General features: G+C 57.9%; 36 protein-coding genes and 1 pseudogene. 22 read left to right on the top strand and 15 right to left on the bottom strand.

Going from position 1 to position 23,136, the window contains the following annotated elements:
- Positions 1 to 284 precede the first annotated feature (284 nt).
- From ABD827_RS16710 to ABD827_RS16645, 14 genes and pseudogenes are all read right to left on the bottom strand, one after another.
- Entirely contained in the window at positions 285 to 848 is a 564-nt protein-coding gene (locus ABD827_RS16710) for a hypothetical protein (protein ID WP_344965815.1), read from the bottom strand.
- Complete coding sequence (locus ABD827_RS16705; RefSeq protein WP_344965813.1) at positions 829 to 1,011, bottom strand: hypothetical protein; 183 nt, start codon at positions 1,009 to 1,011, stop codon at positions 829 to 831. Before ABD827_RS16705 ends, ABD827_RS16710 begins: the two co-directional genes overlap by 20 nt.
- Positions 1,012 to 1,023: 12 nt before the next feature.
- A complete protein-coding gene (locus tag ABD827_RS16700; protein ID WP_344965812.1) occupies positions 1,024 to 1,491 on the bottom strand; it encodes a nucleoside triphosphate pyrophosphohydrolase family protein in 468 nt (155 codons plus the stop codon).
- Positions 1,488 to 1,658: a hypothetical protein gene (locus tag ABD827_RS16695; protein WP_344965810.1), complete on the bottom strand. Its 171-nt coding sequence runs from the start codon at positions 1,656 to 1,658 to the stop codon at positions 1,488 to 1,490. The genes ABD827_RS16700 and ABD827_RS16695 overlap by 4 nt, the downstream gene beginning before the upstream one ends.
- Positions 1,659 to 1,666: 8 nt before the next feature.
- Positions 1,667 to 2,197: a single-stranded DNA-binding protein gene (gene ssb / locus ABD827_RS16690; protein ID WP_344965808.1), complete on the bottom strand. Its 531-nt coding sequence runs from the start codon at positions 2,195 to 2,197 to the stop codon at positions 1,667 to 1,669.
- Between the two features lie 8 nt (positions 2,198 to 2,205).
- Positions 2,206 to 2,343 (bottom strand): hypothetical protein, encoded by a 138-nt coding sequence (locus ABD827_RS16685; protein WP_344965807.1) that lies wholly within the window; start codon positions 2,341 to 2,343, stop codon positions 2,206 to 2,208.
- A 23-nt stretch (positions 2,344 to 2,366) separates the two neighbouring features.
- A complete protein-coding gene (locus tag ABD827_RS16680; protein ID WP_344965806.1) occupies positions 2,367 to 3,041 on the bottom strand; it encodes a phage N-6-adenine-methyltransferase in 675 nt (224 codons plus the stop codon).
- Positions 3,038 to 3,262, bottom strand: coding sequence for a DNA translocase FtsK (locus tag ABD827_RS16675; RefSeq protein WP_344965825.1), 225 nt, complete (start codon positions 3,260 to 3,262; stop codon positions 3,038 to 3,040). Before ABD827_RS16675 ends, ABD827_RS16680 begins: the two co-directional genes overlap by 4 nt.
- An 18-nt stretch (positions 3,263 to 3,280) precedes the next feature.
- Positions 3,281 to 4,183: pseudogene (rdgC, locus tag ABD827_RS16670) on the bottom strand (recombination-associated protein RdgC); the annotation flags it as partial.
- A 280-nt stretch (positions 4,184 to 4,463) separates the two neighbouring features.
- Complete coding sequence (locus ABD827_RS16665) at positions 4,464 to 5,339, bottom strand: phosphoadenosine phosphosulfate reductase domain-containing protein (RefSeq protein ID WP_344965805.1); 876 nt, start codon at positions 5,337 to 5,339, stop codon at positions 4,464 to 4,466.
- A 383-nt stretch (positions 5,340 to 5,722) separates the two neighbouring features.
- A complete protein-coding gene (locus ABD827_RS16660) occupies positions 5,723 to 6,169 on the bottom strand; it encodes a hypothetical protein (RefSeq protein WP_344965804.1) in 447 nt (148 codons plus the stop codon).
- Positions 6,170 to 6,290: 121 nt separating this feature from the next.
- The gene (locus ABD827_RS16655; RefSeq protein WP_344965803.1) at positions 6,291 to 6,593 is read right to left on the bottom strand and encodes an Acb2/Tad1 domain-containing protein; all 303 of its coding nucleotides are present in this window, start codon (positions 6,591 to 6,593) and stop codon (positions 6,291 to 6,293) included.
- Positions 6,594 to 7,310: 717 nt separating this feature from the next.
- Positions 7,311 to 7,697 carry an outer membrane protein assembly factor BamE domain-containing protein gene (gene bamE, locus ABD827_RS16650; RefSeq protein ID WP_344965801.1) on the bottom strand — a complete coding sequence of 129 codons (387 nt, stop codon included), beginning with the start codon at positions 7,695 to 7,697 and terminating at the stop codon, positions 7,311 to 7,313.
- A 64-nt stretch (positions 7,698 to 7,761) separates the two neighbouring features.
- A complete protein-coding gene (locus ABD827_RS16645; protein WP_344965799.1) occupies positions 7,762 to 8,394 on the bottom strand; it encodes a LexA family protein in 633 nt (210 codons plus the stop codon).
- Between the two features lie 135 nt (positions 8,395 to 8,529).
- Between ABD827_RS16645 and ABD827_RS16640 the strand changes: the two genes are divergently transcribed.
- Positions 8,530 to 8,742, top strand: a complete 213-nt coding sequence (locus ABD827_RS16640) for a hypothetical protein (protein ID WP_344965798.1) — start codon at positions 8,530 to 8,532, stop codon at positions 8,740 to 8,742.
- Between the two features lie 310 nt (positions 8,743 to 9,052).
- Here the strand turns inward: ABD827_RS16640 and ABD827_RS16635 are convergent, their stop codons facing one another.
- A complete protein-coding gene (locus ABD827_RS16635; protein WP_344965797.1) occupies positions 9,053 to 9,541 on the bottom strand; it encodes a hypothetical protein in 489 nt (162 codons plus the stop codon).
- 83 nt (positions 9,542 to 9,624) lie between these two features.
- Between ABD827_RS16635 and ABD827_RS16630 the strand changes: the two genes are divergently transcribed.
- The 21 genes from ABD827_RS16630 to ABD827_RS16530 all read left to right on the top strand — a co-directional run bounded on the left by ABD827_RS16630 (position 9,625) and on the right by ABD827_RS16530 (position 23,122).
- Complete coding sequence (locus ABD827_RS16630; protein WP_344965796.1) at positions 9,625 to 10,134, top strand: phage regulatory CII family protein; 510 nt, start codon at positions 9,625 to 9,627, stop codon at positions 10,132 to 10,134.
- A 146-nt stretch (positions 10,135 to 10,280) separates the two neighbouring features.
- The gene (locus tag ABD827_RS16625; protein ID WP_344965795.1) at positions 10,281 to 10,493 is read left to right on the top strand and encodes a hypothetical protein; all 213 of its coding nucleotides are present in this window, start codon (positions 10,281 to 10,283) and stop codon (positions 10,491 to 10,493) included.
- Complete coding sequence (locus tag ABD827_RS16620; protein ID WP_344965794.1) at positions 10,490 to 11,452, top strand: replication protein; 963 nt, start codon at positions 10,490 to 10,492, stop codon at positions 11,450 to 11,452. The genes ABD827_RS16625 and ABD827_RS16620 overlap by 4 nt, the downstream gene beginning before the upstream one ends.
- 2 nt (positions 11,453 to 11,454) lie before the next feature.
- Complete coding sequence (locus ABD827_RS16615; protein WP_344965792.1) at positions 11,455 to 12,120, top strand: replication protein P; 666 nt, start codon at positions 11,455 to 11,457, stop codon at positions 12,118 to 12,120.
- Positions 12,121 to 12,216: 96 nt separating this feature from the next.
- Positions 12,217 to 12,456: a type IV toxin-antitoxin system AbiEi family antitoxin domain-containing protein gene (locus ABD827_RS16610; protein ID WP_344965791.1), complete on the top strand. Its 240-nt coding sequence runs from the start codon at positions 12,217 to 12,219 to the stop codon at positions 12,454 to 12,456.
- Positions 12,453 to 13,190 (top strand): BRO family protein, encoded by a 738-nt coding sequence (locus tag ABD827_RS16605; RefSeq protein ID WP_344965790.1) that lies wholly within the window; start codon positions 12,453 to 12,455, stop codon positions 13,188 to 13,190. The genes ABD827_RS16610 and ABD827_RS16605 overlap by 4 nt, the downstream gene beginning before the upstream one ends.
- Complete coding sequence (locus ABD827_RS16600) at positions 13,187 to 13,417, top strand: hypothetical protein (RefSeq protein WP_344965789.1); 231 nt, start codon at positions 13,187 to 13,189, stop codon at positions 13,415 to 13,417. Before ABD827_RS16605 ends, ABD827_RS16600 begins: the two co-directional genes overlap by 4 nt.
- Entirely contained in the window at positions 13,414 to 13,683 is a 270-nt protein-coding gene (locus ABD827_RS16595; RefSeq protein WP_344965788.1) for a hypothetical protein, read from the top strand. Before ABD827_RS16600 ends, ABD827_RS16595 begins: the two co-directional genes overlap by 4 nt.
- Positions 13,680 to 14,702, top strand: a complete 1,023-nt coding sequence (locus ABD827_RS16590; protein WP_344965787.1) for a DUF968 domain-containing protein — start codon at positions 13,680 to 13,682, stop codon at positions 14,700 to 14,702. The genes ABD827_RS16595 and ABD827_RS16590 overlap by 4 nt, the downstream gene beginning before the upstream one ends.
- On the top strand, positions 14,699 to 15,037 hold the full coding sequence (locus ABD827_RS16585) for a PDDEXK family nuclease (protein WP_344965786.1): 339 nt from the start codon (positions 14,699 to 14,701) through the stop codon (positions 15,035 to 15,037). The genes ABD827_RS16590 and ABD827_RS16585 overlap by 4 nt, the downstream gene beginning before the upstream one ends.
- 33 nt (positions 15,038 to 15,070) lie before the next feature.
- A complete protein-coding gene (locus tag ABD827_RS16580; RefSeq protein ID WP_344965785.1) occupies positions 15,071 to 15,694 on the top strand; it encodes an antitermination protein Q in 624 nt (207 codons plus the stop codon).
- Between the two features lie 207 nt (positions 15,695 to 15,901).
- Positions 15,902 to 16,216 (top strand): phage holin, lambda family, encoded by a 315-nt coding sequence (locus ABD827_RS16575; RefSeq protein WP_344965784.1) that lies wholly within the window; start codon positions 15,902 to 15,904, stop codon positions 16,214 to 16,216.
- Positions 16,216 to 16,758 carry a TIGR02594 family protein gene (locus ABD827_RS16570; RefSeq protein WP_344965783.1) on the top strand — a complete coding sequence of 181 codons (543 nt, stop codon included), beginning with the start codon at positions 16,216 to 16,218 and terminating at the stop codon, positions 16,756 to 16,758. The genes ABD827_RS16575 and ABD827_RS16570 overlap by 1 nt, the downstream gene beginning before the upstream one ends.
- On the top strand, positions 16,755 to 17,276 hold the full coding sequence (locus ABD827_RS16565; RefSeq protein WP_344965782.1) for a lysis system i-spanin subunit Rz: 522 nt from the start codon (positions 16,755 to 16,757) through the stop codon (positions 17,274 to 17,276). The genes ABD827_RS16570 and ABD827_RS16565 overlap by 4 nt, the downstream gene beginning before the upstream one ends.
- On the top strand, positions 17,251 to 17,472 hold the full coding sequence (locus ABD827_RS16560; protein ID WP_344965781.1) for a hypothetical protein: 222 nt from the start codon (positions 17,251 to 17,253) through the stop codon (positions 17,470 to 17,472). The genes ABD827_RS16565 and ABD827_RS16560 overlap by 26 nt, the downstream gene beginning before the upstream one ends.
- Positions 17,466 to 17,804 (top strand): HNH endonuclease, encoded by a 339-nt coding sequence (locus ABD827_RS16555; protein ID WP_344965780.1) that lies wholly within the window; start codon positions 17,466 to 17,468, stop codon positions 17,802 to 17,804. The genes ABD827_RS16560 and ABD827_RS16555 overlap by 7 nt, the downstream gene beginning before the upstream one ends.
- A gap of 107 nt (positions 17,805 to 17,911) precedes the next feature.
- On the top strand, positions 17,912 to 18,361 hold the full coding sequence (locus tag ABD827_RS16550) for a terminase small subunit (RefSeq protein WP_344965779.1): 450 nt from the start codon (positions 17,912 to 17,914) through the stop codon (positions 18,359 to 18,361).
- Between the two features lie 5 nt (positions 18,362 to 18,366).
- On the top strand, positions 18,367 to 20,049 hold the full coding sequence (locus tag ABD827_RS16545; RefSeq protein ID WP_344965778.1) for a terminase large subunit: 1,683 nt from the start codon (positions 18,367 to 18,369) through the stop codon (positions 20,047 to 20,049).
- Entirely contained in the window at positions 20,049 to 21,266 is a 1,218-nt protein-coding gene (locus tag ABD827_RS16540) for a phage portal protein (protein ID WP_344965776.1), read from the top strand. The genes ABD827_RS16545 and ABD827_RS16540 overlap by 1 nt, the downstream gene beginning before the upstream one ends.
- Positions 21,267 to 21,279: 13 nt before the next feature.
- Positions 21,280 to 21,909: an HK97 family phage prohead protease gene (locus ABD827_RS16535; RefSeq protein ID WP_344965775.1), complete on the top strand. Its 630-nt coding sequence runs from the start codon at positions 21,280 to 21,282 to the stop codon at positions 21,907 to 21,909.
- A 10-nt stretch (positions 21,910 to 21,919) separates the two neighbouring features.
- Complete coding sequence (locus ABD827_RS16530; RefSeq protein ID WP_344965774.1) at positions 21,920 to 23,122, top strand: phage major capsid protein; 1,203 nt, start codon at positions 21,920 to 21,922, stop codon at positions 23,120 to 23,122.
- Positions 23,123 to 23,136: the final 14 nt, after the last annotated feature.

Genomic DNA, 23,136 nt, shown 5'->3' with positions numbered 1-23,136 from the left:
TACTCTATCCGCTTTTGGGCCTTGATACGCTCAGCGTTCTTGGCGTAATAGGCGCGGGCGTAGCGCTGCTTCTCCGTTATCGGCTCAGTCATTGGGCCTCCTTGCATCGGCAGTTACTGATGGTCACCTCATTTCTATGCCCAAATAGAGGCTCAACTGTGCAGCCATCAAAAAGCCACTTACCAAGAAGCTTGCCCATATCATTCTGCTCGGTGCGGTTGGCATCAAGAGCGCCGACGCACACACCGCACTGACATCGCGCGACAAATCCGTTTGGCCTCGCTTTATTCCTCATGCTGGATCTCCTGGCGGGTTCGCTCTTCGTACTGATTAGCCATAGTCAGCGGGAATACTTTTATAGTGCGGTAATGGCGCATCACCTGCTTCCATACCTTGTCGGCGAAACCGTTGACGGCGGCAATGCGTATTTCGGCCAGGCTGGCAGCGGGCTTCTCAGCGATGGCGACTGCAACACGATCATGCCAATCAAACTCGTTCCATTCCCCACTGTCTTTTTCCCACTCAACGAAGTGCTCATTAAGTAGTGAAAGCAATCGTGAATTCTGCGCGGCCAGCTCATCCCGCTGGGTCAGCACTGAGCGAATCTTCTCATTGAGCTCAATAATGCTGACGTGGTGCTGCTCACACTCGACAGCCAGCCCCCGCACCCGTTCGACGACTTCATCCTGCGTCAGCTTGCCGTGCGGATCGCCGATGACCTGTCGAATATCGGCCAATGCCATCAACTCACCCATCAGCACTTTGCCTTCATCTTCCAGGGTGCCGCCGTTCTGGCCGACGGATTCGATATGCTTCTCGTCCGGCCATTCAGTTTTTTGTTTGTCCATCCTGTAACTCCAAATCGATGATGATGACCGGGCCTTCGCGCCGGGCGTGGGTAGGGGGGTAGCGCAGGCCGTCTTTAATCCAGGGGCGGCCATGTTCTATGGCGTGGGTAATATCTTGATGAGCCTTGGAACCAGGGGCGACGGTTTCACGGGCGGTGTTCATGGCTACCCTTCCTCAGAACTTTTTGCCGTTTGCCGCTGCCCGGTTCTCGGGCTTGTGATCAGCTCGACTCATGTTGTAAGCGAGCTTTTCTACCAGGGCGCCGGCAACGTCATACCCGTAGCCGCCCGCGTAATCGAGAATGCGGATCATGGCATCGGCCAGCTCGACCTCTGCCATGGGGCGGTGCGGCAGCTTGTCATCCATCAGGCCCTTACGCTCGCCCTCCATGGCTTCTGCCACTTCGCTGACGATCAGCATCAGCAGCTCGCCCTTGTTGCGCTGCAGTGGCTCACCGGTACTGATGTCGTTCCACCAGCCGCCAGTTTTCGCCAGGCCATGGCATAAGTGCTGCGCCTGGATGATTCCAGCAAGCGCCTCTTCTGGGGTGATGCCGCCCGGCGGAAGGTGAAACGAATGTGACTCCAGAATATGGTCACAGATTGATTCGATAGCGCCATTCACTTTGATGTTGTTATTCATTCCTGCTCTTCCTCTCCGCTGTAGTCCCGCCGCCATAACCAGACGGCGTTATCGTCGTAACTCGGCTTGTGCCGATCGGGGTATTTGTTCCAGCCCGGCTCGCTTTCTTTGTGGTACCGGCAGTTGCCGCAGCCACAGCGCCGGGTTCTTATCCATTGCTTGATCATTGGGTTCCTTACATGGCCAGCAGCAGGGCGGGGTATTGCAGGCCGATGGGCGCGAAGGGTATGTCGTCGTCAAAGTCTGCTGGCGGTTCGTTGTACTGGGGTGGAGCGGGCTGGCGCTGCTGGCCTCTTTGTTGCTGACCGCCTTGCTGTTGGCTGCCCTGTGCTGGCGCGTGCTGGCCGGCACCCTGGGGCTTGCCGCCCAGCATCTGCATGGTGCCGCCCATGTCGACCACAATCTCGGTGGTGTAACGGTCTTGGCCGCTTTGGTCTTTCCACTTGCGGGTTTGCAGCCGGCCCTCGATGTAAACCTGTGAACCCTTGCGCAGATACTCACCGACGATTTCGGCGAGCTTGCCGAAGAACACCACGCGGTGCCATTCGGTGCGCTCTTTCTGCTGATTGGTTTGCTTGTCCTTCCAGGTCTCGCTGGTGGCCAGGGTGACGCTGGTGGTGGCATTACCATTCGGCATGTAGCGCACTTCCGGATCCTGACCCAGGCGGCCGATAAGAATGACTTTGTTGATGCCTCTGTTGGCCATGATGGCTCCTATGCTGATACGCCGAAGTCGAGCCGCACTTTGCCGGTGGGTAGCTCCTGAATGCGGGCGGCCTCTTTGCCGTTACGGTAAAACCAGCGACCACGAGGGTCGTGATGGCTGTATTGATATTTGAGTCGGGCCAGCATGCCGTCGGCCCGGGCGATACTTTTCAGTACCCGGTGTTGTTGTGGTGCAGATCATCGGGGGTGAACTCGTTTTTTGGCTCCGACTCTACCGGCGCTGGCGCGGGCAACTCCGGTGATACTGGCTCGATATCCGGTGATAACGGCACCTGCTCCGATGATTGCGGGAACAGCAGATCCGGCCTTTGCATCAGCTCGCCACCTCCCTGCATTAACTGGTCCCGCTCGATGTAAGTGCGACGCGGGGGTGACTGCCGACCGTAGGGGTCGAACATCAAGAACTTACTGCCCTTGTTGTTGCCACTTACCGGCAAGCCTGTTTCCGAGTTAACGAATGCAATGCGGCCTTTGACTACCTCGCGGATCTCATTGCATCGTTGCAGGGCATCCCAGTACCAACCTACCGAACTGTCATCCATTGCCAGCATGACCGAGCCAATGCCGCGCTCTTGCAATTGAATGGCCAGGGCAACCCAAGGCGGGGTGTTGGAGTAGGGCGGGTTGATCCAAACGTAATTTCCGCTTGGTATGAGACTAACGACTCGTTCTATGGTGGCGGTTGTCAGGGCGTCATCGGCTTCGGTGATGTAAAGGGGGTGCTTGGCGTTGCCATCGTCGGCACACATGTCGCCGCAAAAATCGAACTCGCGATCCATGGCCATATAAACCGCCATGGGGGTAGCCCAGCTGTCTCTGCTCACGCGACCCCCTGGATAATTACTTTTCGATGGCCTTCGGAGTCGGCTTTGCTGATGATGCCGCGGGACTCCAAGGCGTCGGTTAGCCAAGCGGCGCGGTTGTAGCCTATTTTGAACTGGCGTTGAATTGAGCTGACTGACGCTCGCTCAGTTCTCTGCACAAACTCAACAGCGGACGGGTAGAGTGGGTCGTCTTCATCTCGGCTTTCCGTTGGTAGCTTGATGGCCTGTTTGTTGCCATATTCCTCCTCGCCTCCCAGCGCTTCAATCAAGTCAGGAATGAAGCGGCTCAGCTCACCGGTTACCAGCGCAAAGTCGGCATCGAAGCGGGCGGCGGCGTCTTCACTGGTGATGTCGTCGTTTTGCTCCTTGAGCTCGTCGCTGTATTTCATGCGCTTGATGCTCAAGTCATCTTTGAGCACAAAGCTGATGGTCTCGGCCCAGTTGAGTGCCAGACTGGTGACCAGCTTGTCGGCTTCCAGGTGGGCTTTCATTTCTTCATCAAGCAAGTCCTGTTGTTTGGCTCGAATGATGCCGCCGTGCTCTAGGGCGGAGTGCAGCTCGGCTTCATCTTCCAGTGCAAAGCCTGCCGGGGCGGTGCCTTCTTTTAGCCAATCGGTCAGGGTGATCTCGGCAGGTGCGGCCAGGCTGATGGGGATCACCGGCAGCGAGCCAATGCTCTTGCGCAGCAGGGCCAGCAGGTTCTCGGCCTGTTTGAAGCTGCCGGCATCAACGGCGATGAAGCCGTCTTTCGGGTTTATCCAGGCATAGGTTTGCTGGAATCGACTGAAGGCGCGGGGCAGCAGACTGACAATCACTTCCTCCTTGATGGCTTCCTTCTCTTTTTTCTTCAGTGCCCGGCCTTCTTCGATTTCCAGCGACTCTACCTTTTCGGCCACCATGTCGTTAATGACCGAGGCGGGGATGACCTTCTCTTCTTTCTTTGCGAGGATCAGCAGCTGGCCGTCGGCGTAATGGGCCAGGGTTTGCCCCTTCTTGCCCAGTGGCGAAACCCAACCGAACCGGCTCTGCTCCTGGCTGGAGCATGGGGTAAAGGGCAGGGCGTTGAGCTGCTTTTCCAGATCTTCCAGGGCAACATCGAACGGGCGGGTAAAGCGATAAATAAACAGGTTCTTGAAATACATAGGGCGTCCTTGAATGTGGGCCGGTGTGTCGTTTCGGTATTGGTAAGGGCTGGCGCCGGCGAACGCTTACCGGTAGCGAAAGGGTGGCGGGTCTTTCCCCGCGGTCAGCCGGTCACGCCGCCATTTTTTAGCCGTCGAGAGGCGAGGAGCTGGCAGCGCCCGGTTGTCGGTGTTATTGGCCCCAACGCCGACTGGGGTTAGAGAAAGGGGTTGGGTAAAATGGTGCGCACCAGCGCGTGAAGAGAGGGCCAGGCAGTGTGGTTATAAGTCCGATTGACGCTCAGTGATAAGCCAGTTCCAGTTGACTTGCTTCGTTAAATATTTCGCAGCTCTCAGAGCAGCTGCCGGAGTCAAACTTCCGGGCGGAAAGCGCGTTCTGGTACAGTGATTGGTAATCTTCATCGCTATGCATGCTGGCGATCCCCTCCAGTGAAAGATAACCGCGATACATGATTTCCTTGCTTGTCGCTCTGTGCCCGTCGCGGGCTTGTCTATTGTCGATAACCTCACGCTTAAACACGGTCATCAGGCCCGGCTCATCAAGGGTGGCCAACCCGATCTTTGGGGTGGATTTTTTGATGCAGAACACGCAGTTTCCCAGGTGCTCAGGTATTTGAAGATCGAAAGGTTGCTCGCCCCACCAATTCAGCACATCCTGCTTATCGAAATCTGACAGCTCAGCCAGGTAGCGAATGCCCGCCTTTTCCGACAGCCGCCTAGGCTCATCGGCGCGAATTCCAATCCATGTGGTGTAGTGGCCTCGGCCAAAATTGTCATCGCAATATTTTTTGTATGGCTGCAGCTTCATCCGATCGGTGCAGAACGCTCCGCCGATATATGGCGTGCCGTACTTCCTTACCGTGTGAACAAATGGTTCCATCACCGGCATGCGGTGAGTTTGGATATCTCCGGCGCCGAAAACTTCATATCCGTTACCTCGCCCCAGTTCTGGGTTAATGTTCACCCGTAGCACGGTTAAAGGGATATCCCAGAACTTGACCACCTCACGCACGAAGCGGTAGGTGAGAGGATGCTCGGCACCGGTATCCATGAAGATGTAGTGAACATCCCACCTCTCATGGATGCGTTTTTGCTCCATTAGCCAGACCAGATATGCGCTGGTCCTTCCGCCTGAAAAGCTGACTACGTGTTTCATGGTTTCCTGTGGGGGTGTCAGATAACTCGGACCATGCGAGTAGAGTTCAAAAAAGAACCCGCACGGGGCGGGCTAAAACACTCAGGGTTACATTGACGTTGACACATCGGCCAAGGGCCATCCGGTTTCCCATCCGCACCCTGTCACAAGTTGAATAAGTGGATGACCTTTGCCGATGGTTGCCCATTACGCCGGGCCAGCGCCGTGGTATGGTTGGGATGCAAACGACAACCAACACACGGAGAAAAGAAATGACCGATCAGGAAATTGAAAAGCGGTTCAGAGATATGCACAACACGATAGCGTCGCTGGAACTCATGCTGGCGCAGACCATGACCATTGCCGTACAGAACAGCAAGGACCCGGAGGCAGTATTCACCGATCTACAGGTGTGCTTTGCGCAGAAGATGGCAGACCTTGGGCTTAAGGAGGGCCATCCATCGTTTGAATCTGGCGCCCGGGTGTTTACCTGCGTTAAAACCAGTGCCCTCACCTGATGTAACTCTTTCACCGGGCTGAAGTTTCCAGCCCTCTTGCTGATTGCACTCAAGGCAATCATCCGCACAGCGATTGATGAGGTGTCTTGTTTTGGCATAAGACGCCAATAATTCATCAAGCGCCTCTTTTGCATAGCCCTCATCAGCCTGGGAGAACTTCTTATCTCTCGCTTTGTAACCCTGCTGGGTTGAGCGGTATCCAACCGTTCTGGCGGAGAAAACCCCGCCGCCCAATTCAGCGCTGACCTTAATCGCTGGGTCACCTTCATCATCATTGCATCGCGTCACCAGCACTTGGCGGTCACCTATTTCAAAAATCTTTGCGAATGTCATGCTTTCCTCTCTTCTCGAACAATTAACGGCCAAGGGTTCTGGGCTTCACCAGGTGAAAATGTCGCATAACAATTTACCCGGAGCCCTTGCCGTTGAGCCCGGGGCTACCCAAGCTCGCCACTTACACGCCGACTGGCTGCGCTACGGCCCGAACCAGCGCCATGATGCCGGTCTGAATGTCGGTTTTGCCGATGTCAGCCCACCTGATGGGTTCCGCATCTACAAAACGTTCAAACTCGGCATTATCGTCAGTGTTACTGGTGGCATTGTGCATCTTCTCCCGCTGTTGTTTTTCCAGCGCGCCTTTCAGCTCATCACACAAAACCATCAACTCCCGCCCCTGCGACTTGATGCGGTTCATCAGGTCGATTTCTTCTTGGCTTAACTCGCGGTAGCCGGAGATTTTGCGGTGTTGGTTTTCCATCTTGATCGCCTTCTGTAGTCATTGATGAGAGTTGCAGTGCAACGGTCAAGGGTTCTGCTGCTGGCGCTTGGCCCCACCGCTCCAAGCATGCCTTTCGTCCCGGTTACCCTAATCAGCTTTCTCCGCACAGGGAGCGAGATTATTAACCGCCGTAACTAGAAACCCTCTCGGGAGTCTCAGCTTCAAAACCCTTGCCGTTGCCCGCTCGCAAGCGGGGTTCGGGGCCGGTCTCACTGGCCAGGTGTCTTGCATCCGATGCTGATATCAGATGGTTCGATGCTTTTTTTTGTTTGGCAACGGAGCTTCCTGTTCACCGACTGCAATCAGCGTTAGTCGGTGGTCGCTGGCTATTCAGACATGCGGCGTACAGCTCCTGTGCCTGCTGGTTTGGGCACACCACATGAATACTTCATGCCCTACGCGGCCCATTCCCGCTCGGGTCTTCGGCAGTTATTCCCTGTCCCGGCTAACCGGGGTGGGGTCCGAACATTGCTGCCCGGGTATGGCGACTGCCTCGCGTGGTCCAGTGATGTGAAAGAGCGTTACAAGATTTGCTTGTGCTGACGATACTAGTTTTGCTTGGTTTTTAATGCAAGAAAAAATTGTGTTCGATAAGAGATTTATTGAGAGGGCAATTGATGGCGTTAAGATGGCGGGCACAAAAAAAGCCCGCACTGGGCGGGCCTGGATGTTTGGCTTTAAGCGGTCGCTTGCCGGTTAGTTGGCGGGCTGCGTCTGTTGGCGCGGCTGGCTGTAAACGCCCTCCATGATTTTACTGTTCATCTCCATGGCGTCCGCCTGAAAGGTCTGGTTGCCCCATTGGGTCACGACATTATCCTTAAAGGTCACTACCAGACGGTCGCTGGCCATGACCTCGTTGTCCATCCTGACAAAACCAATCATGACCGGGTTCCAGTAGACCCAGCGCTCTCTGTCCTGGTTAACATCGGTGCGCCTGGGGTCGCCAATCGCCTGCCTGACCTGCTGTTTTTTCATGCCCAGCTCAAGATAGCTCGATGCCTGGTTGTAGTTGATCTGGTTACCGGCGCAGCCGGCCAACAGCCAGGCGGAGGCTGCCAGCGTGATTAACTGCCATCTGTTCATGATAGTCGTGCTCCCTATTGTTGTTATTGGCCGACAGGGCGGCGCAGAGTGAGTCTGTATTTAATCAGAATACCCGACCCGAGAACACCACTGGGCCGACGATGGTGCAGTTGCCGTTGATGGGGATGATCTGCTCGGGCCAGTTGGGATTGACCGGCTTGAGGTACTTTTGGCCGCCCTCGATGATCAGCTTCTTGAAGGTGGCCTCGTTGTGGTCATCCAGCCGGGCCACCACGTAGCTGCCATGGCGAACGTCGGCGGCGGGGTCGATGAAGATGAGGTCACCATCACGAAACAGCGGCTCCATGCTGATGCCCTGCACCCGCAGCACAAAGGTGCGGTCGCTGCAGGATACCGGGCAGGGGTATAGCACGGCCTCGGCTGGATGGATCTCGGAGATATCGCACCAGGCACCGGCAGCCACCCAGCTGATCAGCGGATAGCGGCCTTTGATAGAGGGTCCTTCCACAACATTGGAAGGTTTTTCCGCTTCATCACTCCCGAATTCAATCCATACCTTGGAGCAAGATAGCGCCGCAGCAAGTGCCTCGAGTCTCTTTCCTTTCGGATTCGACTTGCCGGACTCCCACTGCTGAACAGCCTGATAGGTAACACCTACAGCGTCTGCGAGCTGTTCTTGAGTTAACCCGATCTCGCCTCTACGACCCTTTATGCGCTCGCCTTTTGATTCTTTCATGAGCCCCACTCGCGTCTTTTATTAACGTCAAATCGTACAAGGTGAGCTTGTGTAAATCATTGCAATATTCTCTTGCATGATTTTTCGGGTGGTCGTATCCTTACCCACAAGAAACACTTGCAACGGATATAAAGTATGAGCGGTAACGACGGAGACACAAAGAACCCAGTCGATTTAATCATGAACCGAACGGGAATGACGCTGGAACAGATTGGCGAAATCGTTGGTGTTAAATGGCAATCAGTTCAACAGTGGCGCAAGCGAGGCTCCATTCCTCCTCGTCATATTAAAAAGCTGGCGCAAAAAACCAAGATACCCCGCCGTGAGTTGGCGCCTGAACTGTATTGAGCCTCACTCATTACCTTCCTGTTGAGCCATTACCGTTTCACCTTGAATTACTGATATGAGGCCATGATGACAAACCAAACAAACCAGCCAGCTGGCGCCGATATGCAGCCAGATCACAAAGTAGGGCGGCGGCAAATGAGTGTGGTGTTTCACCACAACCACCGTGCCCCCGCCGCATCTACCGAGTTACACCTGTTTGCCACTCACATGGACATTTCTGAGTTCTATGTACCGATGTGGAGTGCTGCCACGTTGCTGGGGTATCTCCGTTTTGAGCGCCGTGGCGAACAACATAAAACTACCGGCTTCGCTAAGACCCTTTCGACAAGGTACTTATTAGTTGGATTGCTCGCGGCGCATTCTCCAGCCCCCAGTCCATTAGTTTCATTGTCAGGTGTTTTATGGAATCGGCGGGAAGTGCTTGAATCTGCGTTTTTACGCGCGACTTCTCTGCCTGGCTTATGTTGCCCTGAGCAATGCCGAGCTCAAGCAAGCGCCGAAGTGTGTCTTCATGAAGATTAACGGTCAGCACGTTAAGTTCAGCGCCCAGCCCGCCTTCGGGGTCAATATAGTCTTGACCATCTCCGGTTATTTTGGCGGCCTCTACCTTTGTGCCACCTTCAAGCAGCGTTGTTGTGATGAGCTCAACCAAACCGTGATGCTCCATGTAGATCAAGCATTGGGTGGCGTTCTTCTCATCGTCGGCCAAACCCTTGATGTCATCCCAATGAACAAGCTCAAACGCATCTTCGTTCAAGCGTTTCAATATGGCGTTTTGAAGCTCTCTATCCATTTTCATTGCTGGGCCTCCTGTGGCGCCTTTCTTGTGTGGAAACAGAACGATACCACAGTTGGCCCGGCACCCTATTTACTGGTGAGGTCATGATGACAGCTACCGACAAGAAGAAAACGAGAAGCCCCAAACGAGTTTCACACAATGACCCGCTGACCGCCGCTTACCTATTGGGGCAGCAGCACAACATCAGTGAGCTGGCGCGGTTGCTGGGCAAGAGCGGCAACATTCTCAGCAACAAGCTGAACCCGGATTGCGACAGCCATCACCTGACCCTGGCCGAAGCGGTGGCCATTACTGAGCTGACTGACGATGACGCCATTATCGAGGCCTGGGCGCACAGCCGCGGCAAGGCGTTGGTGGCGGTGCCGTCTGGCGAGTCTACCGACGAAGAGCTGGCCGATCAGGTGATGCTGGTGAACGAGGTGATTAGCGCGGTGTTTCATGAGCTGCGCCAGGCCCGAAAGGATGGGGTGATAGATCCGCAAGAGCATCAGTCCATTACCGGTGCGGTACAGAACGCGGTGCGTGAGCTGCTTAACCTGGATGCCGATGTAGCGGCCAGTGTGCGTGAGTTACCTCGTTCATTAGCAAGATAAAGCCCGGGCCTGCCGGCAGGTAAGGCTCATTACAGTCACGGAATAGCAGCTGGGCTTCGGTCGCCCGGCATAAAAAAGACATGAAAAAACCCGCAGCTTTAGAGGGCATAGCGGGTTTCATCAACAACCAAACAAGGCAGTTTGATATGCAAAATTCTAAGCAAAAACCCCAACAAGTGCAAGGCAGCCAGTGGCTAACGCAGAACTGCGGCCGCCGAATGCTGTTTGCCGATGTGGCGGCGGTGGTGGGCACGGCTCGCAAGAGCCTGATGCCGTTGCTGGCGCAAGAGTACCGGGCCCGTAATGCCCGCATGGCTGCTCGCCTGGCTAACACCAACAGCGCTGGGGGTGAGCTATGAGCAACGTGGTGGCATTACGCGCTGATATGCCAGCGGCAGCGGCACCTACAGCAGCAGAACGAGGGCAGAAAGTGGCAAATGTTGATAATGGGTTTGTGCGCACTGCGACAGAAATCCAAAAGGCCAAATGTCGGTTGCGGCTGGCGGGTCGTGAGCACAACGTGCTTGAAGCCATCATTCTGTCTACCTATGGCTGGAACAAGAGCAAGGATAGGGTAACCAACACGTATCTGGCTCGACTATGCGACCTTGACGATGCGGCTGTAAGTCGTGCGCTGGCCAGCCTGGCAAAGCGCAAAATCATTACCCTGGAGAAGCAGGGAATAATGAAGGTGGTTGGCATCAACAAGCATCTGGATGAGTGGATTTATCAGCGGGAGCCGCAAAAAAAGGACTCAAAGAAGCTTGTCAATTTCGACAAAACTCTTGTCGATTCCGACAAAAAGCCATGTCGTTTTCGACAAAAGGAATTGTCAGAAACGTCAAACACCATAGACAGTCACACCATAAACAAGGATCTAAAACCCTTCTCGTCGCAACTCGCTGTCGCTCGTCCCGACACAGAGGTGGCAACTCGGGTTATTCCCGATGCGGCAGTGCAAACCCCCAACGGCAAGAGCTGGGGCAGCCAGGACGACCTGACCGCCGTGCAGTGGATTTACAAGCGAGTGCTGGTGAACAACCCGACGCAGAATACGCCCAACTGGGCCGACTGGGCCAACACGGTCCGGCTGATGCGTCAGTTGGATGGCCGAACGCACCAGGACATTTGCGCGCTGTTCGACTGGGCAAGCCGGGATGAATTCTGGCGCACCAACGTGCTGAGCCCGGCCAAGCTGCGCAAGCACTGGGACACCCTGGCGGCACGGATGATCAAGGGGGCCCCAAATCAGGGCGGCAACAGCGGCATGGTTGATCCGGAAGACACATCCTGGATTAACGGCGACTGGGGGTACTGAGCATGACCAACAAACCAATGAGCCTGGCCGAGATTGCCAGCACCCGTGATATTGCGCTGGGTGGCCAGCCGTATGAGCAGGCAGGCCCCGCCCCGATCAGCGATACCGACGCCAAGGTGGTTGGCCGGTTGCTGGAGCAGCTGAAACTGGTGTTTACCGCCTGGAAACACGCCTTCCCTACGCCAGAAGCCGAGAAACGAGCAGGGCGTGAGTGGACCAGGGCGCTGGTGGATGCGAACTGTACGGAGCGGGAGCAACTGGCTCGCGGTATGCGGGTAGCCAGAACCCAGAGCATTCCGTTCTTTCCCAGCCCCGGCATGTTTATCGAGTGGTGCGAGCTGACCCCCGAGTCGATCGGCCTGCCCAGCGTTGACCAGGCGCTGCATGAGATTGCACGCCGCCGGAGTTCTCACGTTGCGGTGACCCTGGCTGCCAGAGCGACGCGGTTCGAGCGTGGCACCCTGACGGAAAAAGAGTTTCGCCCGGTATTCGAGCGCGTGTATGCCGAGCTGGTGCGCCGGGTGCTGGAGGGTGAAGACCTTGAAGCCGAGATCCTCAAGGCGCTACCCACCAGAGAGCAGGTTCAGCACTCGCCGGAGTATTACCACCAGGCGGGGCTTAAAGGGCTGGCGCTGGTTAAGGCCAAACTTGGAAGGAGATCGGCATGATGGCAGTACAGGCATGGATTGCCCTGGCCCTGGTGCTGGTGGTGGTGATTTACGGTGTGCTGGCGCTGTCTGGCGTGGGTGTTGATGGGGGTGATCATGAAGAGCAACGGTGAACGGATTTTGGCGTATGCCGAGCAGCGCAAGCAGTTCACGCCGCAGGATGTGCGGGACGAGCTGGATATTCCGCACACCTCGATCAGCGGCGCCATTGGCCAGCTGGTGCATAGCGGTGAGTTGATGGTGATTGAGAAGGGTGTGTATCGGGCGATGAACCGAAAAATCAAACGCGAGCTTGAGCGGCTGGTGTTGTTTGGCAAGGCGGGGAGGGTGGCATGAGCGAGTTAATGGGATTCAGTTTTGGTAACAGCCAGGTGCGGGTGATTGAGCAGAATGGCGAGCCGTGGTTTGTGGCCAAGGATGTGGCCGAGGCGCTGGGTTATGCCCGTGCTCGTGATGCCATTTCCGACCACTGCAAGGGGGCGGTGAAACGCCGCATCCTTACCGCAGGCGGAGAGCAGGACGCCACCATCATTCCTGAGCGCGACCTTTACCGGTTGATCATGCGCTCCAAGCTGCCGAGTGCCGAGCGGTTTGAGGAATGGGTGGTGGGTACCGTATTGCCCAGCGTTCGCCGGCACGGTGGTTATGTTGCCGGGCAAGAGCACGACACGGATCCGGCGTTGATTATGGCCAAGGCGTTGCAGGTGGCCGACTCGGTGATCAAGGAAAGCGCGGCAAAGCTGGCGCAGGCCGAGCAGGTGATTGCCGCTGCCACGCCGAAGGTGGCGTTTGTTGATCGGTACGTGGATGCCTCTGGCCTGCAGAACATCAGCAACGTGGCCAAGATGCTGAACTACGGGCCGATCAAGTTCTCGCGTCTGCTGGAGTCCGACAAGGTGCTGTATCGCTGCGGTGGCGCCCTGGTACCCAAGCAGGAGTTTATCGACAAGGGCCTGTTCGCGCTGAAAACCGGCGAGGCCAACGGTCATTCGTGGATGCAGACCAAGGTAACGGCCCGGGGAGTGGGTTGGCTGGCGCAGCGTTACGCCACCGAGGTGATGGGCGCGTGATCGATAAGCCCTTTATCAATGTGGCCTACCCGGATCAAACCCTGGCCGAGGCGGCCGATCAGGCGGCGTTACGCATTCACCAGGCAAGAACGGCCCAGATCAGCAGCAACAGCATTACGGCCGAGCTGAACAACATGAACGAAGAGCGGCAGGCGCGAGCCAGGCATTGGCTTAATCACTACCGCCGCCCTGACCGCAACAAAAAAGAAGAGAGCGGAAAACGATGACCTTAGGACCCCGACAGAACTGGAAGGTGAAGAAAGCGAAAATAGCGCTGATGGCCAAACAGACGCCTCAACAGCTGGCGCTGCGCCGTAGCCGGGAAATGGCGGTGAGCTTGCGCCGTGCGATGAAGGCCGGTCTGGTACCGAGCTTAAGCGAGCTGCTGGCCATGGCCGAGGCGCAGGAAAGCAAGGAGCTGCGCGGATCGGTCAGTCATGAAGCGCTGAAGCTGGCGCTGGAAGCACGCAATAAAAGCAAGGGGGCGGCATGACCCAGGCCCTGATTGCCCAACCGGTCTTCAACGATGAGCTGGGGCTGTTGATGTTTCGCCCCGCCGAGCGAGACCTGCAGGCGTTTCGCTTACTACTGGATAAACAGCCAGTATTGCTGGCGCCGGTACCTGACGAGCTGGCGGTGGTGGCCCCCGGGCTGATTGAGCACCAGGGCGAGGCAAGCCGATTACCCGGGCAACTGGTGCTGGCCTTTATGCAGCAAGATAAGGTGTATCAGGCGTTGGGTGGAACGGCGGCCTTTACCCAGTGGCAGGGTCGCGCCGATCGATGCGCCATTCACGGCGATGACTGCATTGGCGGCTTTACCTGGTCATCGGGCCGGTATCCGGTACCGCTGTGCTGGCATCATGACAATGCGCACAGTGCGGAACCGCTGCCGAACGTAGAGGCGGTGGTGGTGCGCCGTCTGGCGGCCTTTGGTATGAGCCGAGTGGCGGCGTTTGTAGGGCGGGCCCGCGGTGGTGATGTGTCGGCTGCCGAGCTGGCATGGTGGGCCTCTGCTCATGGGGTACACGCCCTGTTACCCGAGTCGCTGGCGCTGACGGCATTGGGGCGCAAGGCCACGATTACCGATCGGCACACGGCGCACGGTTGGAAGGATACCGATGCCCGTTACGACACTCGAGACCATATTGCGGAGGTGCGCGAAATGGTCAAGCCGATCAAGTTTGAAGTGGATTCAAGCCCGCCGGCCAGCTTTATGGCTCGGCCCAAGCTGACCCGCTGGCAGAGCGAGGCCTATTTGAAGTTCGTGCGCAGTCAGCCCTGTGTGGTGACCGGCAGCAGCGAAGCAGTAGAGGCGCACCACATGATCGGCAATGGTCACTCGGGCATGGCGATGAAGACCCACGACCTGATGACGTTTCCGTTATGCCACGACGAACACATGAAGCTGCACGATGGCGGCTGGCAGCGCTGGGAGCAGGCGCACGGTTCGCAGCTGGCGCATGTAATGGCGACATTGAACAAAGCGGCAGGGCTGGGGGTGTTTGGATGATCCGCAAAGCAAAGGTAAGAGCGAGACCGCAACCGGTGCCGGGCGGCATGAACAAGACCGAGCAGGCCTATGGCCAACACCTCAAGCGCTTGATGATGGCCGGTGAGATTGAGTATTACGCCTTTGAGTCGTTCAAGCTGCGCCTGGCTAACCGCACCTTCTACACGCCGGACTTTGTAGTGATCCGCGATGGCATGCTCGAGCTGCACGAAGTGAAAGGCTTCTGGGAAGACGACGCCAGGGTAAAGATAAAGGTCGCCGCCGAACAGCACTGGATGTTCACCTTCGTGGCCATCAAGAAAGCGGGCGCCGGCTGGGCCATAGAAGAATTTTAAGGGATAACAATGCGCTTACAATATGCTTTAACCATGAATGACCCTAAATCCCCCGACGCCGCCGCCATGCAGTCGGTGAGCAGCACGGCCACCAGCGGTCTGACCCGCACCGACATTCTGACCGCACTCGGTTACCTGCAAAGCAAGGAGGGCGCCGGGCTGGCGCTGATGTATGCCAAGTACGCCAAAGACGCCGGTGAGTTTAAGCGCGCCGTGAAGGCAGCCGCGACCGAGGCCCAGGCGTTGGCGATCAAGGTGGTGGGCAAGGGTAAGGATCGAAAGGCCGCTGTCATCGCCCAGTCGCTGGCCCGGCTGGCAGTGCTGGAATATTGCCGCACCGCCGACACCCCAGGTGCAAAGTGCCGCTGTGGTGGCACCGGTCGCATCGCCGATGCCGAGCTGATCGCCAGGGCGGCGAAGGATGCCAAGCCGGACGAACTGACCCGCCCCTGCGAACGCTGCCGGGGAACCGGTTTGCGCCCTGTGCCGGCATCCCGCGTGTACCGTGCCATCGTCACGCTGGCGCCTGAGTTGGCCGAGCACACCTATTACCGCCACTGGCGCCCGGTGTACGACAGTTTGCTGGCCTGGTGCTACACGCAAGAAGAGCGCGCCGAAGCGGGGTATATGAAGCTAACTCGGAGAGAGGCGGCGTGATTGGATGGGATGCATGTATAAATAAACAGCCTGTACACTTGTACATTGTCTGAAAATGGCATAGATTGGCACCCATAGTGGGGTAAATAGATTTATGACGCTCCCCGCGAACAATTCAGAACCTCGGCATCCGCCGGGGTTTTTTCGTTTCCAAGCCCGCCATTGTGCGGGCTTTTTCATTCCCCGCGCGGGGTAACGGATATGCCTGTGCCAGAAAAAGACCCCAACCTGTGGGCACTGCTGGCGGCCTGGCTCGCCCATCACTCACCGACTATCTACGGCTTTTCATTGGCTGTGGGTGTGGCCATCGTCCGGGTGATCTATGGCGGAGGCACGGTTCGCCAGATGATATTGGAAGGCGCATTGTGCGGCCTGTTGAGCCTGACGCTGACCAGTGGCCTGGATCTGATTGGCCTGCCGATATCTGCCGCGGCGTTTGTGGGCGGCATGGTGGGCTTTATCGGTACTGAGGCGGTGCGTGAATTCGCGATGAAGTGGATCGGCACGAAGGTGGAGGACTGATGAAAGAGCTCTCTTGGATTGATAAGGCCCGGCAGTATCTAGGTCTGCGCGAAGACACCGGCCGCCAACACCACAACGAGCAGTTGCTCGATATGCTCGACAGCATGGGCAGTTTCAACGGCGAGGCCAAGGCCTGGTGGCGCGAAGATGAAACCCCCTGGTGCGGATTGTTCGTTGGCTATGTGCTCGGTGTGTGTCAGCGGTATGTAGTAAACGAGTGGTATCGGGCATCGTCCTGGTGCAATCCCATCATGAGCCGGCTGGACGCCCCGGCCTATGGCTGCATCGTGACCTTCACCCGCTCGGGTGGTGGCCACGTCGGCTTTGTGGTGGGGCGAGACAAGCACGGCAACATCATGGTGCTGGGCGGCAATCAGGGCAACGAGGTGAACATCCGGCCGTTCGCCCTGAGTCGCGTCACCGGTTACTACTGGCCCAGCCGGCTGGTGGATGGCAGGCCGGTGAAGTCCAGCCCGGCCAATGACCGCTACCAGCTGCCACTGCTGACCAGTGGCGGCAAGGTGTCGGAGGATGAGGCATGATGCGCCTGGCACCTTACGTCGCCATCGCCATGACGGCGTCTTTCATGATATTGGCGGTGTCCCATACCAATCTGAAAACCGAGCTGGCTGATGTGCGCCGTGGCCATGCCGAGCAGCTGCTCGATATGGCCGCTGCCTCCGCTCTCGATATGGAGCGGGTCACCCGGCACGCCGAGAGCCTGCAGGCCCAACTGGCTGCACTGGATGCCCAATACACAAAGGAGCTGAATGATGCACAGGCAAAGAATGGTGAGCTGCGCGCTGCTGTCGATGCTGGCGCTCGCCGGCTGCACATCCTCACCAAGCGGCCCACCCATTGCCCTGCAGTGTCCGGCACCGCCGACGATACCAGCCTGGGTGATGGTGCCACCGTCGAACTCGCCCCAGCTGCTCGACGCGCTTATTTCAATCTCCGAGCCGGAGTGACCAGCGACACCGCCAAGCTGGCGGCGTGCCAGGACATACTGCGGCAGATAACCAAGAGGGAAGGCGATGGACACCGACGCGCTACTGATTGAACTGATAGAGGCACTGCAGCGGCAGACTGCCGTGATTGCTGATCAAGCCGAGGCTATCAACCGTATGGCAACCAGCAACGAACGACTGGCCGACAGTAACCAGCAGCTCATTGCCGCCATGGCCGAGATGGATGCCCAAGAGGCTAACGATGCCGACATGCCGCAAGCCACTTACCTGGACGGAACGCCATGCTGAAGCTGAAGATGCTGAAGCCCACCATCAAGGCGGCTGACACCCGGCAGATCAGGATGGTGAACCCGGACAGCTGGCGCAACGACAAGACCAGCAGCGCCCAGCGCGGCTACGGCTACAAGTGGCAGCAGGCGCGGGCTAAGTTCCTGGCCGAGCATCCACTGTGTCGCTACTGCCTGGAGCGGGACAACATAGTGACCCCAGCCACCGTGGTCGACCACATAGTGCCGCACCGGGGCGACAGCAAGCTGTTCTGGCGTCGGTCGAACTGGCAAAGCCTTTGCGCCCGTCATCACAGCAGCGACAAGCAGCGCGAGGAAAACGGCGCACGTTAACCCCGCCAAAGGGGAGGGGGAGGATCCAAAGAAATTAGACACAAAAACTCTAGACCGCGCCCTCTCGCATTCGTAGATTTTTTTCCCGTTAACAGGAGATGTTAACTATGGCGTTAACTGAACAGAAGCGCCGGTATGCCGATGCGCGGCTGTCCGGTATGGGCAAGAAGGCGGCAGCTATTGCTGCCGGCTGCCCGGAGAAGTCAGCCTCACAGGCGGCCTCGCGCTATGAGAAAGACCCGGACGTCATAGCCGCCATGAGCCGAACGGTGGCAGTGCAGAAGGCGCGACCCGTCGATGTTCCTAAAGTGGATCCGGAGCCGCATATCCCCCGGCCCTCCGACGACCCCATGGTGTTTCTGCGCGAGATGATGAACGACCTGGAAGCCGAGCCGAGAATGCGGCTCGATGCCGCCAAAGCCTTGCTGCCCTATGTGCATGGCAAGGTGGCCGAGCAGGGTAAGAAAGACCAAAAGGCCGAAGCTGCCAAGAAGGTGGGCGGCGGCCGGTTCGGCACCAGCGCTCCACCCAAGCTGGCCATCGATAACACGAGGTAACTGCAATGGAATGGAGCACCGCCTGCCCCGACTGGGAAAATCGCATCGTCAAAGGGAAAAGCCTGGTGCCACTGGCGCCGCTGTTCCCCGACGAAGCGGAAGCCGGGCTGGAGGTGATGCGCCAACTGCGGATCGTGGACGCCCCCGGTAGCCCGACCATCGGCGAGGCCTGCGCCCCCTGGGTCAGCGACTTTGCCGGCTCGGTGTTCGGCGCCTACAACCCGGACACCGGCCGACGGGAGATCAAGGAATTCGCCTTGGTCATCCCCAAGAAGAATTCAAAATCTACCATAGCCGCCGCCATTATGCTGACCCTGCTGATCCGCAACTGGCGGGAATCGGCCGAGCTGATTGTACTGGCGCCAACCATAGAGGTAGCCAACAACGCCTTTGCCCCGGCGCGGGACATGGTCAAGCACGATGACGAGCTGTCTGACCTGCTGCACGTCAAGGACCACGTGCGCACCATTACCCACAGGGGCACCGGTGCCACCCTAAAGGTAGTGGCGGCCGACTCCAATACCGTCGGCGGCAAGAAGGCCAGCTTTATCCTGGTGGATGAAATCCACCTGTTCGGCAGCAACCACAACGCCGAGAACATGCTGCGCGAGGCCACTGGCGGCCTGGCATCACGGCCCGAGGGCTGCATCATTTACCTGACCACACAGTCGGACAAACCGCCCGCCGGCATCTTCCTGCAAAAGCTGCAGTATGCCCGGGGCGTGCGTGATGGCCGCATCAATGACAAACGCTTCCTGCCGGTGATCTACGAATTTCCCAAGGCCATGATCGACGCCGGCGAGCACCGCAGGCCGGAGAACTTCGGCATGGTAAACCCCAACCTGGGCTTTTCCGTCGACCGGGAATACCTGGAGCGGGAGCTGACCAAAGCCGAAGAGTCCGGCGAGGAATCGCTGCGCGGCTTTCTGTCCAAGTTTCTCAACGTCGAAATCGGCCTGGCGCTGCTGTCCAACCGCTGGGCCGGCGCCGAGTTCTGGGAGCAGCAAACCCGCCAGGACCTGCGCCTGGATGAAATACTAGCCCGAAGCGAAGTGGTGGTGGTGGGCATCGATGGCGGCGGCCTGGACGACCTGCTCGGGCTCGCCGTCGTGGGTCGCGACAAAGACAGCCGTGAGTGGCTGAGCTGGTGCAAGGCATGGGCTCACCCCTCGGTGCTGGAGCGCCGCAAAGAAATCGCCCCCCAGCTGCACGACTACGCACGCCAGGGTGATTTGATGCTGGTCAAACAGATAGGTGATGACGTTGAAGACGTGGCCGATATCGTCGAACAGCTCGACAGCTCCGGCCTGCTGCACCAGATAGGCGTCGATCCGGCCGGTATCGGGGCCATCCTCGAAGCCATAGTGGCGCGGGGTATCGACCAGGAGAAAGTGGTGGGTGTCAGCCAGGGCTGGCGACTGGGCGGAGCTATCAAGACCACAGAGCGCAAGCTGGCCGAAGGCAATCTGCTGCATGCAGACCAGCCCATGATGGCCTGGTGTTGCGGTAACGCCCGGGTCGAACCGAGAGGCAACGCCATCCTGATCACCAAGCAGGCCAGCGGCTCATCCAAGATAGACCCTCTGATGGCGCTGTTTAACGCGGTATCGCTGATGGCACTCAACCCGGATACCCCTGGCGGCACCCTATCGGGTCACATTCTCAAACACGGAATCAGGACACTCTAATGGGCCTAATCAAATCAATCGGCCGCCTGTTCGGCGCCAAGAGCGCCCCGGTCGCCATCGACACCCCGGAGAAGCTGGCCGCCGCCCTCGGTGCCGGATATGAAACCGTCACCGGCCAAACCATCAGTACCACCCGTGCCATGCAAATGACCACAGTGTTTGGCTGTGTGCGGGTGCTGGCCGAGTCGGTGGGCATGCTGCCCTGTCGTCTGGTGAAGGAAACCGGGCGCGAGCGGGAAACCGCCAGCGGTCACCGATTGCATCAGTTGATCAACATGTCCCCCAACGGCTACATGACTGCCCAGGAATTCTGGGAGCTGCTCATGGTCTGTCTGTGCCTGCGCGGCAACTTCTTCGCCTACAAGGTGTGGGCCATGGGCCACGTGGTGGAGCTGCTGCCCATTGACCCCGGTAGCGTCAAGCCCAAGCTGGGTGACGACTGGACCGTTACCTACGAGGTCACCTTCCGCGATGGCAGTAAACGCACGTTGACCCAGGACGACATCTGGCACGTGCGGTTGTTTACCCTGGACGGACTGAACGGGCTCAACCCCATTGCCTACGCCCGCCAGGCCATCGCCTTGGGGCTCTCGACCGAAGAGCACGGCAGCCGGCTCTTCACCAATGGCGCCGTTACCTCCGGCGTACTGGCCACCGAACAGCAACTGAGTGACGAGGCCTTCACCCGGCTGAAAGACCAGTTTCATGGCGAGCACATGGGCACGGCCAACGCCTACAAGCCGATGATTCTGGAGATGGGCCTGAACTGGAAGCCGATCAGCCTCAACGCCGAAGACAGCCAGTTTCTCGAAACCCGGAAGATGCAGCGTGACGAGATCTGCGCCATCTTCCGGGTGCCGCCCCATCTGGTGGCCAGTCTGGAAAAGGCCACCTTCAACAATGTCGAAAACCTCGGCCTGGCGTTCGTCAACTACTCTCTGGTGCCCTATCTGACCCGCATTGAGCATCGGATCCGTGTCGGCCTGCTCAGCGAGAAAGATAGGGCCAACCACTATGCCAAGTTCAACGCCGGCGCCCTGTTGCGCGGCGACCTCAAGGGCAGGTACGAATCTTACGGCAAGGGCATCCAGTGGGGCATTCTCAGCCCCAACGACTGCCGAGAGCTGGAAGACCTCAACCCGCGAGCCGGCGGCGACGTCTATCTGACCCCCATGAACATGACCACCAACCCAGAGGCGGGCAACAATGAAAACTAAACAACGCCTGGATATGCCGCTGACCATCAAGTCGGTCAGTGAAACTGGCGAGTTCGAGGGCTACGGTTCCGTGTTTGGTGTCAAGGACAGCCATTCCGACATTGTGGTGCCCGGTGCCTTTCAGAAGTCGCTGGCTCGATGGAAAGAAAAAGGCCAGCTTCCGGCCATGCTTTGGCAGCATCAAATAAAAGAGCCGATCGGCGTATATACCGAGATGCACGAAGATGAAGTCGGGCTGTATGTGAAGGGCCGATTGCTTATCCAGGATGACCCGCTGGCGCGCCGAGCTCATGCCCACATGAAGGCGGGCAGCTTAACCGGCCTGTCCATCGGCTACATTCTCGACGATTACGAATATGACAGTGAAAAAGGCGCATTCATTCTCAAGGAGATCGACCTGTGGGAAGTGTCGCCGGTCACCTTTGGCTCAAACGACGAGGCGCGCATCTCTGAAGTGAAATCCCTGCTCGAACGTGGCGAAACGCCGCCGCCGAGCAAGATCGAGAAGGCCCTGCGAGAGGTTGGGTTTTCTGGCTCACAAGCCAAGGCCTTCATGGCCAAAGGCTATGGCGCCATTACCCCGCGAGAGGCGGGAGTAAATGAAGCCCTGCAATCCCTTAAAAATCTGATGAATACCCTATAAGGAGCCTCTCATGGCTGTAGAACTGAAAGACGTACAGGACGTTGCCGAAGCCCTCGGCAAGAAGTTTGATGAATTCAAGTCCAGCAACGACAAGCGCGTCGATGCCATCGAAGCCGAAAAAGGCAAGCTGTCCGAACAGGTCGAGACCCTGAACGGCAAGCTGTCCGAGTTGGACGAAATGAAGTCCAACCTGGAAAAAGAGCTGGCGGCTATCAAGCGTCCCGGCGCCACCGGCGGTAAGGAGGTGTCCGAGCACAAAACCGCTTTCATGAATTTCGTTCGCAAAGGTAAAGACGATGGCCTGGGTGAACTGCAGGCCAAGGCGCTGCAGACCACCGTTGATACCGATGGCGGCTATGCCGTGCCGGAAGAGCTGGATCGCGCCATTTTGACGCTGCTGAAAGATGTGTCCCCCATGCGTCAGGTGTGCAACCAGATCACCGTCAGCACCCCGGATTACAAGAAGCTGGTTAGCCTCGGCGGTGCCGGCTCCGGTTGGGTAGGTGAGACGGCGGCCCGACCGGCGACCGGCACCCCGACGCTGGCGCAGATCGCCGCCGTCATGGGTGAAATTTACGCCAACCCGCAAGCCACCCAAACCAGCTTGGACGACATGTTCTTCAATGCCGAACAGTGGCTGCAGTCGGAAGTGGCCCGCGAGTTCGCCGAAAAAGAAGGCGCCGCCTTCCTGACCGGTGATGGTACCAACAAGCCCAAGGGGCTTCTGGCCTACACCATGGCCGTTACCGATGACGCTATCCGCGCCTTCGGTCAGCTGCAAAAACTGCATTCTGGCACGGCGGGTGACTTCGACGCCGACGACCTGATCAAGCTGCTGTACACACTGAAAGCCGGTTACCGCAGTAACGGTCGCTGGATGATGCCCGCCATGACCATGTTCAAGGTGCGCACATTCAAGGATCAGACCAGTGGAGCCTATATCTGGCAGCCGGGACTGCAGGCGGGACAGCCGTCAAGCCTGCTGGGCTATGGTTTGGTCGAAAACGAAGACATGCCCGCAGTGGCGGCAGATTCAAATGCAGTGCTCTTTGGTGACTTCAAGCAGGCTTACACCATCGTCGATCGCATCGGCACCCGGGTATTGCGTGACCCGTACACCAATAAGCCGAACGTGGGGTTCTACACCACCAAGCGCGTCGGCGGCATGATGACGGATTCGCAAGCGGTCAAGGTGCTGACCCTGAGCGTGTAAGTAAATCGGGCGCC

This window comes from Oceanisphaera sediminis, from assembly GCF_039539745.1.
In the GTDB taxonomy this organism is placed as follows: Bacteria; Pseudomonadota; Gammaproteobacteria; order Enterobacterales; family Aeromonadaceae; genus Oceanimonas; species Oceanimonas sediminis.
Note: the sequence above shows the minus strand (reverse complement) of the source record. Positions and strands in the feature narration are given on the sequence as shown.

What these genes read in the sequence shown, in the direction of transcription:
- ABD827_RS16710 (WP_344965815.1), bottom strand. Translation starts at nt 848, where the DNA reads ATGGACAAACAAAAAACTGAATGGCCGGACGAGAAGCATATCGAATCC.
- ABD827_RS16705 (WP_344965813.1), bottom strand. Translation starts at nt 1,011, where the DNA reads ATGAACACCGCCCGTGAAACCGTCGCCCCTGGTTCCAAGGCTCATCAA.
- ABD827_RS16700 (WP_344965812.1), bottom strand. Translation starts at nt 1,491, where the DNA reads ATGAATAACAACATCAAAGTGAATGGCGCTATCGAATCAATCTGTGAC.
- ABD827_RS16695 (WP_344965810.1), bottom strand. Translation starts at nt 1,658, where the DNA reads ATGATCAAGCAATGGATAAGAACCCGGCGCTGTGGCTGCGGCAACTGC.
- ssb (WP_344965808.1), bottom strand. Translation starts at nt 2,197, where the DNA reads ATGGCCAACAGAGGCATCAACAAAGTCATTCTTATCGGCCGCCTGGGT.
- ABD827_RS16685 (WP_344965807.1), bottom strand. Translation starts at nt 2,343, where the DNA reads ATGCTGGCCCGACTCAAATATCAATACAGCCATCACGACCCTCGTGGT.
- ABD827_RS16665 (WP_344965805.1), bottom strand. Translation starts at nt 5,339, where the DNA reads ATGAAACACGTAGTCAGCTTTTCAGGCGGAAGGACCAGCGCATATCTG.
- ABD827_RS16660 (WP_344965804.1), bottom strand. Translation starts at nt 6,169, where the DNA reads ATGACATTCGCAAAGATTTTTGAAATAGGTGACCGCCAAGTGCTGGTG.
- ABD827_RS16655 (WP_344965803.1), bottom strand. Translation starts at nt 6,593, where the DNA reads ATGGAAAACCAACACCGCAAAATCTCCGGCTACCGCGAGTTAAGCCAA.
- bamE (WP_344965801.1), bottom strand. Translation starts at nt 7,697, where the DNA reads ATGAACAGATGGCAGTTAATCACGCTGGCAGCCTCCGCCTGGCTGTTG.
- ABD827_RS16645 (WP_344965799.1), bottom strand. Translation starts at nt 8,394, where the DNA reads ATGAAAGAATCAAAAGGCGAGCGCATAAAGGGTCGTAGAGGCGAGATC.
- ABD827_RS16640 (WP_344965798.1), top strand. Translation starts at nt 8,530, where the DNA reads ATGAGCGGTAACGACGGAGACACAAAGAACCCAGTCGATTTAATCATG.
- ABD827_RS16635 (WP_344965797.1), bottom strand. Translation starts at nt 9,541, where the DNA reads ATGAAAATGGATAGAGAGCTTCAAAACGCCATATTGAAACGCTTGAAC.
- ABD827_RS16630 (WP_344965796.1), top strand. Translation starts at nt 9,625, where the DNA reads ATGATGACAGCTACCGACAAGAAGAAAACGAGAAGCCCCAAACGAGTT.
- ABD827_RS16625 (WP_344965795.1), top strand. Translation starts at nt 10,281, where the DNA reads ATGCAAAATTCTAAGCAAAAACCCCAACAAGTGCAAGGCAGCCAGTGG.
- ABD827_RS16620 (WP_344965794.1), top strand. Translation starts at nt 10,490, where the DNA reads ATGAGCAACGTGGTGGCATTACGCGCTGATATGCCAGCGGCAGCGGCA.
- ABD827_RS16615 (WP_344965792.1), top strand. Translation starts at nt 11,455, where the DNA reads ATGACCAACAAACCAATGAGCCTGGCCGAGATTGCCAGCACCCGTGAT.
- ABD827_RS16610 (WP_344965791.1), top strand. Translation starts at nt 12,217, where the DNA reads ATGAAGAGCAACGGTGAACGGATTTTGGCGTATGCCGAGCAGCGCAAG.
- ABD827_RS16605 (WP_344965790.1), top strand. Translation starts at nt 12,453, where the DNA reads ATGAGCGAGTTAATGGGATTCAGTTTTGGTAACAGCCAGGTGCGGGTG.
- ABD827_RS16595 (WP_344965788.1), top strand. Translation starts at nt 13,414, where the DNA reads ATGACCTTAGGACCCCGACAGAACTGGAAGGTGAAGAAAGCGAAAATA.
- ABD827_RS16590 (WP_344965787.1), top strand. Translation starts at nt 13,680, where the DNA reads ATGACCCAGGCCCTGATTGCCCAACCGGTCTTCAACGATGAGCTGGGG.
- ABD827_RS16585 (WP_344965786.1), top strand. Translation starts at nt 14,699, where the DNA reads ATGATCCGCAAAGCAAAGGTAAGAGCGAGACCGCAACCGGTGCCGGGC.
- ABD827_RS16580 (WP_344965785.1), top strand. Translation starts at nt 15,071, where the DNA reads ATGAATGACCCTAAATCCCCCGACGCCGCCGCCATGCAGTCGGTGAGC.
- ABD827_RS16570 (WP_344965783.1), top strand. Translation starts at nt 16,216, where the DNA reads ATGAAAGAGCTCTCTTGGATTGATAAGGCCCGGCAGTATCTAGGTCTG.
- ABD827_RS16565 (WP_344965782.1), top strand. Translation starts at nt 16,755, where the DNA reads ATGATGCGCCTGGCACCTTACGTCGCCATCGCCATGACGGCGTCTTTC.
- ABD827_RS16560 (WP_344965781.1), top strand. Translation starts at nt 17,251, where the DNA reads ATGGACACCGACGCGCTACTGATTGAACTGATAGAGGCACTGCAGCGG.
- ABD827_RS16555 (WP_344965780.1), top strand. Translation starts at nt 17,466, where the DNA reads ATGCTGAAGCTGAAGATGCTGAAGCCCACCATCAAGGCGGCTGACACC.
- ABD827_RS16550 (WP_344965779.1), top strand. Translation starts at nt 17,912, where the DNA reads ATGGCGTTAACTGAACAGAAGCGCCGGTATGCCGATGCGCGGCTGTCC.
- ABD827_RS16545 (WP_344965778.1), top strand. Translation starts at nt 18,367, where the DNA reads ATGGAATGGAGCACCGCCTGCCCCGACTGGGAAAATCGCATCGTCAAA.
- ABD827_RS16540 (WP_344965776.1), top strand. Translation starts at nt 20,049, where the DNA reads ATGGGCCTAATCAAATCAATCGGCCGCCTGTTCGGCGCCAAGAGCGCC.
- ABD827_RS16535 (WP_344965775.1), top strand. Translation starts at nt 21,280, where the DNA reads ATGCCGCTGACCATCAAGTCGGTCAGTGAAACTGGCGAGTTCGAGGGC.
- ABD827_RS16530 (WP_344965774.1), top strand. Translation starts at nt 21,920, where the DNA reads ATGGCTGTAGAACTGAAAGACGTACAGGACGTTGCCGAAGCCCTCGGC.